The organism is Campylobacter sp. P0103 (assembly GCF_002139545.1).
GTDB lineage: Bacteria > Campylobacterota > Campylobacteria > Campylobacterales > Campylobacteraceae > Campylobacter > Campylobacter devanensis.
The window spans coordinates 173544-185020 of sequence record NZ_MJKG01000003.1; the positions used below are offsets into that span (position 1 = coordinate 173544).

The window sequence follows — 11477 nt, forward strand, 5'->3', positions numbered from 1 at the left end:
TATGAAAGAGATTTTTATACCTATAAAAAAAGATAACATAGTTCACTATTTTGGAACTGGAATTATTAAAGCAAGGGCATATTTTAAAACAGATCATATATGTGATATTCAAAATTTATGTCCTAATAATATCATAGCTTTAAAAAATAAAGAGTTACCTCAAAATTCTGATTGCTTAATTGCCGTGTTAGTTGAAGATGAGTTTGTTCAAGATAGTGAAAATATAATTATTATAAAAGAAGCTATCCCTATTTCAAGAATAAATAAAATTTATATCAAAGATATTGATAATATTGATAGGTTAATATCCAATGCAAATATGGCAACAAATACTGTAGGTGGAGGAGCTATTATTCATAAAGAGATATTTGAAAAGCTGAATATAGAACAAATTAATTTAACAATACCAATTCATTTACCTAATTCAAAAGATGAAAATTTAGCTATAAAGCTAGATAAATTTAATAGAATAATGGGAGCTATGGCTTTTATCAGTCATAAAGAAAATAATAACCTGAATAAAACTTTGTTTGATATTTTGTCTATATTAAATAAAGATATCGCTACAGAGTATAAAAAAATTACAAATTTTAAACCAAATTTAGAAATAATACCTATTAAAAAATTAGATTTATCAAATTATGAAATATTAAATTTTAAAGATTGCAAAAATAAACTTGATGCAAAGAATATAAGTGCTGGTATAAAAGATAAATTTGAAGTACCAATGGATAAATTTAAATTACATGATACAGATACTGGATTAAAAATTTTATATGATCTATTTAAAGCAAGCGATCCAATATCAAGCGAAAAGATTAAAAATATGAATAATGATACTCTTTTTCTTTATGGATACAATAAAGGATATGATGGTCTAAGGACATTTTATGAGAAAAAAAAAGTTAAATTTGATATAAATAGCTTTATAGGTAGAGTGATAATAGAGATAATATATCAATACGCCATAAAAGATAAAGATAATATAGATATATTGTTTTTAGATAAATATAAGCAAAATTCGAAAAGTAGAATGGAAGATGATAAAGATTATTATCTATTTGATTCATCAAGACCATTTAGTATATATGATTTTATAGATGAATATAAGATGAATTTTTATCAAAATGATACTTACTTGGCAAAATATATAGAAGAAGATAAGAATTTATCTAAAAACTTAAATGAATTAGATAACATAAAAAATCAAAATCTAGAAAAAATTTCTAATGGCATAGAAGAAATTATAAAACGATGTGCAGAGTATGAACAAAAAATAAATCAACTAAAAAAAGAAAATATTATATTAAGACAAAAGTTTGCAAATATCAATCAAAATGATATTTTGACAAATAGCGACAATTTAGATAGAAACTACATTATGGATAATAATCATATTGAAACAATTCAAGATAAAAAAGATAATTTAATAAATGAAATAAATGAAATACTTAGTAAACTAGATTCTAAACCATCTAAATCTAAACGAAAAATAGATTATGAAAATGCTTGTAATGATATACGAAAAATTATAAGCAAAGACAAAGGGCTTCTTGACTATGAATCTACTAATTAACACAATTAAAAATTTGCCACACTCTCTAGATGATAATTTTCAAAATATCTATGAATATATGAATGATGGCTATAATATTTATAGCCAAAATATTAAAGATGAGCTAGATAAAATAAATATTCACCAAGAGATAATATATAATAAACTTGATATATCAAATACTAGACATTTTTCTTTTATTATCTTGCTTATGAAGCTATATAATAGATATATGCTAGATACTTCTTTTTTCTATCTTTATGATAGATTAATACAAAATAAAATTGATTTAGGCTACACAGTCCAAGTTATGTATTTAATGAGAAAAAATTTAAATTTAGATAGAATTAAATCTAATATAAATGATATAATATTTACTCTCAAAAAAGGATATGAATCCAATGAAGACAGAGATATCATTAATTTTATAATAAAACAATATATCTTTAATTCACTAAAATTAAACCGAAAAAATCTATATATTTATAATAGTATATTAGATATTTTTGAGCAAAAATTTTTAGATGTTCAAAATGATTTTTTAGATACCAAATCTTTGCAAGATTTTCTATATCAAGCAAGAGATAAAGATGAATTTTTAAATCAATGGGATGCGCAAATTCATAATATTTTCCACTATGAGAGCATCGAAGATATAGCTATTAAGATAGAAAATGGCGATTATGCTGATTTTATAAATTCAATTAAAAATATCAAATTTACAGATATACAAAACCATGCTAAAGAATATTATTCAACACATATAACCGATACAAATTCTAGGCATTATAATTTAGATAGAGGCAAAGCTGTATTAAAAGACAAAGAAGATTTGATCCAGTATATATACTCTTTTGGTAAAATGCATTCATCTAAATTGCAAAAATCTTTAAAATTACTACTTGATGAATTTTATAAGCTAGATAAATTAAATGTAGTAGATTATGGGTGTGGCCAAGCGATGGGGATTATGAATTTATGTGATTTTATTAACAATAATAAATTAGATTGTAAAATAGATGAAATAATATTAATTGAGCCTTCCAAACTTGCTTTATCTAGGGCTATACTTCATTCTAACGCATTTTGTGTTGACTCAAAAATTAATCCAATATGTAAATATTTAAATGATATAGAAGAGAGCGAGCTCAAATTTAAAAATAAAGAAATTCCGGTAATTCATATTTTTTCAAATATTTTAGATATGGAAGCCGTAGTATTAAATCAGAAATTATATAATTCCATAGAAAACGCTATGGGAAAATCAAATTTATTTATATGCGTTAGCCCATATATTGGCAAAATTGCAAATAATAGAATAGACATATTTTATGAGTATTTTCGTAGCAAATATAATGCTAGATTAATAAGCAACGAAGCATATGATAGAACAGAACATTGTTATACAAAATATTCAATACTATTTGAAGTTAATAAATAAAATTTAGCTTAAATATAATTTTTAATAGATAGCTAAATTTATCTCTTTTATTGACAATTTAAAAAAATTTGTATAAAATTGGTTCTTTCAAACTACAATTTTATTCGTTGTACTGCTATTTATTCACTATATTAAAGAGGTCTAATGGAAAATAAGGAAACTGCTCAACAATCAAACCAACCAACCAAAAAACAACACACACGCACACATACGCCAGTTGATGGCTATAAAATAGAAGAGTTAAGACTCCAAGACTTAGATAGCCTAGTAGCAATCGCCGAAGAAGTAGGCGTCCAAAACCCTAGAGAATTTCGCCGCCAAGAGCTAGTATTTGAAATTCTAAAAGCCCAAACCAAACAAGGCGGATTTATCTTATTTACTGGAATTTTAGAGATAGTTGAGGGCGGATATGGCTTTTTACGCTCTACTGATGCGAATTTGAGTGATTCTGCTAATGATACATATGTTAGCCTAAGCCAGATTAAAAAATTCGCCCTAAGAGTCGGTGATATCATAACCGGACAAGTAAGAGAGCCAAGAGAACAAGAGAAATATTACGCTCTTTTAAAGATAGAAGCGATAAATTATAAATCCATAGCTGAAGCCAAAGAGCGCCCATTATTTGATAACCTAACTCCGCTATTTCCAAATCAAAAAATTCAATTAGAATATGATCCAATGAAGCTTACAGGTCGTGTGCTTGATCTTTTCACCCCGATAGGCAAGGGGCAAAGGGGGCTTATAGTTGCCCCACCTAGAACAGGTAAAACTGAGCTTATGAAAGAGCTAGCTCACGGCATTACAAGAAATCACCCAGAAGTTGAGCTAATAGTGCTTTTAATAGATGAGAGGCCAGAAGAGGTTACAGATATGCAACGCAGTGTGCGTGGTGAGGTATTTAGCTCTACATTTGACTTGCCAGCATCAAATCATGTAAGGGTAGCTGAGTTGGTGATAGAAAAGGCTAAAAGACTAGTAGAGATGGGAAAAGATGTTGTGATATTGCTTGATAGCATTACTCGCCTTGCTAGAGCGTATAACACAGTAACCCCAAGTAGCGGTAAGGTTTTAAGCGGTGGTGTGGATGCCAATGCTCTTCATAAGCCAAAGAGATTTTTTGGTGCAGCTAGAAATATAGAAAATGGCGGAAGTCTAACGATAGTAGCGACTGCTTTGATCGATACAGGTTCTAGAATGGATGATGTGATATTTGAAGAGTTTAAAGGCACGGGTAATAGCGAAATTATCTTAGATCGCACCATTTCAGATCGCAGAATTTATCCAGCTGTAAATATACTCAAATCCGGCACTAGAAAAGATGAATTACTACAAGGTAGCGATGATTTAGGCAAAATTTGGGCTATACGAAATATTATAGCTACTATGGATGACATAGAGGCTCTTAAATTCCTATACTCTAAAATGTTAAAAACCAAAAACAATAAAGAGCTTTTAAGCATAATGAACGAATAAGGACTAAATTTGAAAGCTTTAGCACTCAAATATCGCCCAAAGAGCTTTGATGAATTAATAGGCCAAGATGTAGTGGCAAATACGCTATCTCACGCCTTAGATTCTAATAGATTAGGCCATGCGTATCTATTTTCGGGGCTTAGAGGGAGTGGCAAAACTAGTAGTGCTAGGATTTTTGCTAAGGCTTTATTGTGTCAAAAGGGTATAAGCGCTCATCCGTGCGAAGTTTGCCCAAATTGTATAATGGCTAATGAAAATCGACATATGGATATCATAGAGATGGACGCAGCAAGCCATCGTAAAATCGATGATATCAGAGAGTTAATCGAGCAGACAAAATACTCACCAAGTAGTGCGAGATTTAAGATATTTATCATTGATGAGGTTCATATGCTAACCAAAGAGGCCTTTAATGCGCTTTTAAAGACGCTTGAAGAGCCACCTGATTATGTTAAATTTATTTTAGCGACTACTGATCCGCTGAAACTTCCAGCTACTGTTTTATCACGGACTCAACATTTTAGATTTCACTCTATTGCTAAGGCTAGTGTGGTGAAGCATTTGGAGTTTATATTAAATAAAGAAGGGATTGAATTTGAGCCAAGAGCCTTAGAAGTGCTAGCTAGAAGTGGTGGTGGTAGCCTTAGAGATACTCTTACCTTACTTGATCAAGCTATTATCTACTCACACGAAAAGCTCACGCATAAGGTTGTTGTAGATATGCTAGGACTGCTTGATCCAGTCAAGATTGATGAGATATTTGCAATAATAAATTCAAGGGATAAAAATAATCTTTTACAGCTTTTAAATGAGCTTCAAAATTATGATTCTAGCTCAATAATTGATGAATTAATCGAGCATTTAAAGTATAAATTTATACACCAAAATGGCGACTTTTCACTTTTGATTTTTGAGAGATTTTTTAGGATATTAAGCGAAGCTAAAGCTATGCTAAATAACTCAGCCGATCCAGAATTTGTTTTATTTATCACATTATTTATGATGCTTGAGGCATTTAATCTTACAAATATTGATGATGCGATATCATCACTAAAATCTCAATCACCCAATTCAAATTTATCGCTAAATTCAGTGTCAAATTTAACCTCGCAGCCAACAGAGCAAAACCATTCTAATTTAACATCAGTTAAGCCAAAATCAAAAAATAACTATCAACTATTTGTTGATGCCATTTATGATAAAAGCTATGAACTAGGTGTAATTTTTGATGAGTGTGTGAGTTTTAAAGGGTTTAAAGATAACACTTTAAATCTTGAGTTTGCTATGAGTGATGATCAGCTAATTTTGGCTAGGAAATTTTATAATGATGTAATTTTACCATCTGTTCGTAGTATTTATGGAGATAATAGCAAGCTAAATGTACAAAAAAGTGAACCAAAAAAGCAAAGCCCGCTTAGCCGTGCTCCAATGCCACCAATAATAGGGCAGACTACGCTAAATAAGCAAAATCCAAATTCAAAACCAACCGATGAGCCAAAAGGATTAGAGGCACTAAAATCATCAATGAGCCAAGAGGATATGAATTTAAAAGAGTTAAAACGGCTGTTTGGCGAGCCGCAGATTTTATCAAATAGTTAGGAAAATTATGGAAAATATAAGAAATTTTAGCATTATAGCCCACATAGATCATGGTAAAAGCACGCTAGCAGATCGCATTATAACAGAGTGTGGCGCTGTTGATGAGAGATCTATGAGTTCTCAAGTCATGGATACAATGGATATAGAAAAAGAGCGTGGAATCACCATAAAAGCGCAATCTGTAAGGCTTGGCTATACACTTGATGGGCAGAATTATATATTAAATTTGATTGATACCCCAGGACATGTGGATTTTAGCTATGAAGTTAGTAGGAGTTTGGCAAGTTGTGAAGGGGCTTTGCTAGTAGTAGATGCCTCTCAAGGAGTCGAGGCCCAGACAATAGCAAATGTATATATCGCACTTGAAAATAATCTTGAGATAATTCCAGTAATAAACAAAATAGACCTCCCAGCAGCTGATCCAGATAGAGTTAAAAATGAGATAGAGCATGTTATTGGGCTTGATTGCTCTGAGGCTTTAGAGGTGAGTGCTAAAAGTGGAGTTGGGATAAAAGAGCTAATAGAGACAATAATTCGCAAGATTCCACCGCCAAAAGCGGATTTAAATTTGCCACTTAAAGCGCTTATTTATGATAGTTGGTTTGATAACTATCTAGGCGCTTTGGCTCTTGTGAGATTATACGATGGTAGCCTTAAAAAGGGTGATGAAGTCTATGTAATGGGAACTGATAAAAGGCATATTGTATTAGATCTGATGTATCCAAATCCTGTTTTGCCTATCAAGACTAATGAGCTAAAAGCCGGCGAAGTAGGCATAGTGGTTTTGGGGCTAAAAGATGTAGCTAGTGTAAGTGTAGGTGATACTATAACCCTAGCCAAAAATAGAGCCGCAGAGCCAATAGGTGGATTTGAAAAGGCCAAACCATTTGTCTTTGCTGGATTATATCCTATTGATACGGATAAATTTGAAGATTTAAGAGATGCTTTAGATAAATTAAAATTAAATGATAGCTCTATAAGTTATGAGCCTGAGACTTCAGCGGCTCTTGGTTTTGGATTTAGGGTTGGATTTTTGGGTTTATTACATATGGAAGTGGTCAAAGAGAGATTAGAGCGTGAGTTTAATCTAGATTTGATAGCTACCGCACCGACAGTTACCTATCAAGTAGTATGCACCGATGGAGCTACTATAAATATTCAAAACCCAAGCGAACTACCACCAGTAAATAAAATAGAGCATATAAAAGAGCCATATGTCAAGGCTACTATTATCACGCCAAGCGAGTTTTTAGGCAATATCATAACTCTTTTAAGCTCACGCCGCGCTATTCAAACTAAGATGGATTATATCACCACTTCAAGGGTGCTTTTGGAGTATGATATACCGATGAATGAGATAGTTATGGATTTTTATGATAAGCTCAAAAGCGCCACAAAAGGCTATGCGAGTTTTGATTATGAGCCAAGTGAGTATAGGATTGGTAAGTTAGTTAAGTTAGATATCAAAGTAGCAGGCGAGACCGTAGATGCTCTATCTATCATAGTGCCTGAAGAAAAGGCTATGAGTAAGGGTAGGGATTTTGTCAAAGCGATGAAAGAGATAGTCCCAAGACAGCTATTTGAAGTAGCGATCCAAGCCAGTATAGGAAGCAAAATTATCGCTAGAGAAACGGTCAAATCAATGGGCAAAAATGTAACTGCTAAATGCTATGGTGGCGATATAACACGCAAAAGAAAACTTCTAGAAAAGCAAAAAGAGGGTAAAAAGCGTATGAAAGCCATAGGCAAGGTAACCTTGCCTAGTGAGGCGTTTTTAAGCGTGCTTAAGATAGATTAAGGGGAGATGATGAAAAGGGGATTATGGATTGTATCAGCGTTGATTATAGCTGGATGTAACTCTGATAGCTCTAAGGCGACAGATATATTAAATAGCGTTAAAGATGCTAATATCCAAGAGATTATCAAAGTAGCCTTACCAGAAGAGATCAAATCCAACCCAGCAATGGAGTATATACAAAATGCTATGTATAAAAATCAAAATGAGATAATAAAAAATATAGAGATATTAAGCCAATATATCAGTGAAAGTAACGCCTATATAACTATCAAAATCAGATCTGCTAATGCTCACATAGATGGAGATAAGATCAAACTCAAAAGAGATAATAACGACGAGTGGATGATAATAAAATAGTATATTAATCTAAAATGGCACAAAATTTGCTAATATAATTTAAAAGGAAAATAATGCCATATATCAACATTAGAGTAACTAAAGAGAATGGAGAGCCTACAGCTGAGCAAAAAGCACAGCTTATAGATGGTGTAACAGAGTTAGTAAGTCGGGTTTTAGGTAGAAATAAATCTAGTACCGTTGTAATCATCGATGAGATAGATATGCAAAATTATGGCCTAGCAGGAGAGAGTATAAAATCTATAAGGGAGAGAAAATGAGAGTATTTTTGGTTTTAGTTTTAACAATGATTTTAGGTGGATGTGCTGTAAGCAATAACACACAAACTAACCAGGAGCAAAAACCTAAACAAACACTATTTCGCATAGATGCAAAGTGTGAGCCTTGCTCACAAAGAGGCTATGAGACGCTAATTGATGGTAAATTATACAGAAGCGATGTAGCAATAAATTGTTGTGAAAATATCCGCACAATCGATACATCAGCAGCACTAAAAAAGGTATATATCCATAAAGTTATCGATTTAATAGAAACACAAAAGTTAATAAAAATTAATGGTAAATATATTAAATTTGATAAAAATTTTGCTAAAGTATTTTACGAAACATTAGCTGCTGAACTAGAAGCTCGTGGAATTTATGTTGCAAGTGATGGTGATTCGCCTTATACATATAGGGTTCAGTTTGAATTTGATAATATCAAAAGCATTTATAGTCCAGGTGCAAATTATTTAAATTCAAAACTCTTTGGTACGCTAAAAATTAAAAATATCAATAAAAATAGAACACTCTATATCACTACAACTCAAAATGTAAGCGATCTAAGCGTAAGCAAGGTAGATGATTTTGACCTATATATGAATCTACTAATCAAGCAATCAGCCAATAAAGTTGCTCAAGAGATTTCAAAGTTATAAAAGGCCATTTCTAAGGCTATTTTGGTAAATTAATGCGATGTGTAAAATGTGCTAAAATATCGCTTAAATTGATATGTAAAGATTGCCAAAAGATACTTAGTGAGTATCAGCAAGGTTGTAGATTAGTAGATGGATTTAAGGTATATTATTTTTATAAATATAGTGATATAAAAGAGATTTTATCTACTAAGCATCATCTTTGTGGCTCATTTGCGATTTCGAATTTGGCTCGTTTGAGTCTAACCAAATTTGCTAGTGAGTTTAGCTTTGGGAGCAAGGTTTTAGTCATTCCGCTTGATGATAATACAAAAAGCGGATATTCTCATACTGCTATCCTAGCCAAGGCTTTATCAAATTCAGAATTATCACCGCTTTATAGGGCATTGCGTGCTACAAATAGTGTGAAATATGCTGGAAAGTCTTTGGAGTTTCGTCGTAAAAATCCACGGCAATTCAAGCTTTTAAAGCAGATTAAATATCCTGTAATCTTAGTAGATGATATAATCACTACCGGCTCTAGTATGCTAGAGGCTCAAAAGCTCTTAAAAAGAGCCGGAGTTAGGGTGCTTTTTGGTTTAGTTTTAGCCGATGCTAGGGAGTAGGAATTTGGGTATTAAAATCCTAAATTCATCAAATCCAGCACCCAAAACTATATTTTTCTAACATTTGATTTAAGCTTGATATAACCACTCTTGCTTCATCATCACTCATCATCTGATGGCACGGCAGACTAAGTTCAGCTCTATAAAAATCCTCAGCACCATCTAATCTCATCTCACCATATAAATTTTTATAAAAGCTAAATTGATAAGTTGGTTTATAATGCACTTGTACCCCAATGCCCATAGCGTGAAGTTCGTTATAGATATCCTCTTTTACGCACCATAAATTAGAGTTTAAAAGCACAGGATATAGATGTCTAGCACTTCTTATATTATCTGGGATATCTATCGTTTTTAGATATTTTGAGTTTTTAAAGGCATCATCATATATCTTAGCAATCTCATAACGCCTATTAATAAACTTATCAAGCTTTTTAAGCTGACTTAGCCCCAAAGCACACGCCACATCGCTTAAGCGGTAATTATAGCCTAGAGTTACCATATCCATATTCCAAGCCTGTTTTTTTACCATACCATGTGAGCGTGTGAGTCTAGCGGATTTAGCAATCTCTTCATTATTAGTTAGCAAAGCCCCACCCTCAAAAGTCGTAATAGGCTTAATGGCATGAAAGCTAAATACACTCACATCAGCCAAAGTGCCAACCATCTTGCCATTAATACTACTACCCAAAGCGTGACTAGCATCATCAATAATTTTAATATCTTGCTCTTTTATTAACGCTTTGATTTCATCCATATCTACTGGATACCCACCAAAATCCACAGCGGTTATAACCTTGGTTTTATCGCTTATTAACTCTTTTATAGAGGATGGATTTATATTGCCATTTAAAAGTACATCAGCAAATTTAATCCTAGCGCCACACATTATAGCCGCATTTGCGGTGGCTGCAAAGGTTATAGGGGTGGTGATAACTTCATCACCAGTCCCCACGCCAAGTGCGATATATGCAGCGTGAAGTGCTGAAGTAGCTGAGTTCATCGCTACAGCAAATTTGGCTCCAGTAAGCTCGCAAAGCTCACGCTCAAACTCCACTACACGATTTCCACATGTAAGCATATCGCTTTTTAGAGCTTCTATCACGGCTTTTATATCATCATCTTCTATTTTTTGTCTGCTATAAACCATCATTTTAAACCCTTATTGTAGTATTCTTGGTAGGGTTATGCCAGTTTGGGATTGATATTTGCCATTTTTATCAGCGTAGCTAGTTTCGCAAATTTCATCCCCTTGTAAAAATAGCACCTGAGCTATCCCCTCATTTGCGTAAATTTTAGCCGGAAGTGGGGTAGTATTTGAAATTTCAATTGTGATATGACCTTTAAATCCAGGCTCAAATGGTGTTACATTGACTATTATCCCACACCTTGCGTATGTGCTTTTGCCAAGGCATATAGCTAGGGTATCTCTAGGCATTATGAAATACTCCACCGTCCTAGCTAAGGCAAATGAATTTGGTGGTACAATACAAATATCACCGATAAAATCCACTACATTTTTCTCATCAAAATTTTTAGGGTCTACAACTGTACCACCTACATTTGTAAAGATTTTAAATTCATTTCCAACCCTAATATCATATCCATAACTAGAAAGCCCATAGCTGACAACACCACGACCGATATTCTCTTCGCAAAATGGAGTTATCATTTTGTGTTCTAAGCTCATTTGGCGTATCCATTTATCGCTTTTTAAACCCATAAATTTCCCTTTA

11 protein-coding genes are annotated in these 11477 nt (G+C 32.7%); 9 read left to right on the plus strand and 2 right to left on the minus strand.

What is annotated here, in order from left to right; genetic code table 11:
• The first annotated feature begins 1 nt into the window (after position 1).
• The 9 genes from CIGNP103_RS05135 to CIGNP103_RS05175 all read left to right on the plus strand — a co-directional run bounded on the left by CIGNP103_RS05135 (position 2) and on the right by CIGNP103_RS05175 (position 9741).
• On the plus strand, positions 2-1576 hold the full coding sequence (locus tag CIGNP103_RS05135) for a hypothetical protein (RefSeq protein ID WP_086241700.1): 1575 nt from the start codon (positions 2-4) through the stop codon (positions 1574-1576).
• Positions 1560-2996, plus strand: a complete 1437-nt coding sequence (locus CIGNP103_RS05140; protein ID WP_086268695.1) for a hypothetical protein — start codon at positions 1560-1562, stop codon at positions 2994-2996. Before CIGNP103_RS05135 ends, CIGNP103_RS05140 begins: the two co-directional genes overlap by 17 nt.
• Positions 2997-3140: 144 nt before the next feature.
• A complete protein-coding gene (gene rho / locus CIGNP103_RS05145) occupies positions 3141-4469 on the plus strand; it encodes a transcription termination factor Rho (RefSeq protein ID WP_086225018.1) in 1329 nt (442 codons plus the stop codon).
• Positions 4470-4478: 9 nt separating this feature from the next.
• Complete coding sequence (locus CIGNP103_RS05150; RefSeq protein WP_086268696.1) at positions 4479-6068, plus strand: DNA polymerase III subunit gamma/tau; 1590 nt, start codon at positions 4479-4481, stop codon at positions 6066-6068.
• A 7-nt stretch (positions 6069-6075) separates the two neighbouring features.
• On the plus strand, positions 6076-7866 hold the full coding sequence (gene lepA / locus CIGNP103_RS05155; protein WP_086246051.1) for a translation elongation factor 4: 1791 nt from the start codon (positions 6076-6078) through the stop codon (positions 7864-7866).
• Positions 7867-7875: 9 nt separating this feature from the next.
• Positions 7876-8223, plus strand: coding sequence for a hypothetical protein (locus CIGNP103_RS05160; protein WP_086268697.1), 348 nt, complete (start codon positions 7876-7878; stop codon positions 8221-8223).
• 53 nt (positions 8224-8276) lie between these two features.
• The gene (locus CIGNP103_RS05165; protein WP_086268698.1) at positions 8277-8483 is read left to right on the plus strand and encodes a 2-hydroxymuconate tautomerase family protein; all 207 of its coding nucleotides are present in this window, start codon (positions 8277-8279) and stop codon (positions 8481-8483) included.
• Positions 8480-9139 carry a hypothetical protein gene (locus CIGNP103_RS05170; RefSeq protein WP_086268699.1) on the plus strand — a complete coding sequence of 220 codons (660 nt, stop codon included), beginning with the start codon at positions 8480-8482 and terminating at the stop codon, positions 9137-9139. Before CIGNP103_RS05165 ends, CIGNP103_RS05170 begins: the two co-directional genes overlap by 4 nt.
• A gap of 32 nt (positions 9140-9171) precedes the next feature.
• Positions 9172-9741 carry a ComF family protein gene (locus CIGNP103_RS05175; RefSeq protein WP_086225012.1) on the plus strand — a complete coding sequence of 190 codons (570 nt, stop codon included), beginning with the start codon at positions 9172-9174 and terminating at the stop codon, positions 9739-9741.
• A 28-nt stretch (positions 9742-9769) separates the two neighbouring features.
• Here the strand turns inward: CIGNP103_RS05175 and pseC are convergent, their stop codons facing one another.
• Positions 9770-10894: a UDP-4-amino-4,6-dideoxy-N-acetyl-beta-L-altrosamine transaminase gene (gene pseC / locus CIGNP103_RS05180; protein ID WP_086268700.1), complete on the minus strand. Its 1125-nt coding sequence runs from the start codon at positions 10892-10894 to the stop codon at positions 9770-9772.
• Positions 10895-10903: 9 nt separating this feature from the next.
• Positions 10904-11464 carry a dCTP deaminase gene (gene dcd, locus CIGNP103_RS05185; RefSeq protein WP_086225712.1) on the minus strand — a complete coding sequence of 187 codons (561 nt, stop codon included), beginning with the start codon at positions 11462-11464 and terminating at the stop codon, positions 10904-10906.
• Positions 11465-11477 lie beyond the last annotated feature (13 nt).

Excerpts from the sequence above, each read along its gene's own strand:
- CIGNP103_RS05135 (WP_086241700.1), top strand. The coding sequence starts at position 2 with ATGAAAGAGATTTTTATACCTATAAAAAAAGATAACATAGTTCACTAT.
- CIGNP103_RS05140 (WP_086268695.1), top strand. The coding sequence starts at position 1,560 with ATGAATCTACTAATTAACACAATTAAAAATTTGCCACACTCTCTAGAT.
- rho (WP_086225018.1), top strand. The coding sequence starts at position 3,141 with ATGGAAAATAAGGAAACTGCTCAACAATCAAACCAACCAACCAAAAAA.
- lepA (WP_086246051.1), top strand. The coding sequence starts at position 6,076 with ATGGAAAATATAAGAAATTTTAGCATTATAGCCCACATAGATCATGGT.
- CIGNP103_RS05160 (WP_086268697.1), top strand. The coding sequence starts at position 7,876 with ATGAAAAGGGGATTATGGATTGTATCAGCGTTGATTATAGCTGGATGT.
- CIGNP103_RS05165 (WP_086268698.1), top strand. The coding sequence starts at position 8,277 with ATGCCATATATCAACATTAGAGTAACTAAAGAGAATGGAGAGCCTACA.
- CIGNP103_RS05170 (WP_086268699.1), top strand. The coding sequence starts at position 8,480 with ATGAGAGTATTTTTGGTTTTAGTTTTAACAATGATTTTAGGTGGATGT.
- CIGNP103_RS05175 (WP_086225012.1), top strand. The coding sequence starts at position 9,172 with ATGCGATGTGTAAAATGTGCTAAAATATCGCTTAAATTGATATGTAAA.
- pseC (WP_086268700.1), bottom strand. The coding sequence starts at position 10,894 with ATGATGGTTTATAGCAGACAAAAAATAGAAGATGATGATATAAAAGCC.
- dcd (WP_086225712.1), bottom strand. The coding sequence starts at position 11,464 with ATGGGTTTAAAAAGCGATAAATGGATACGCCAAATGAGCTTAGAACAC.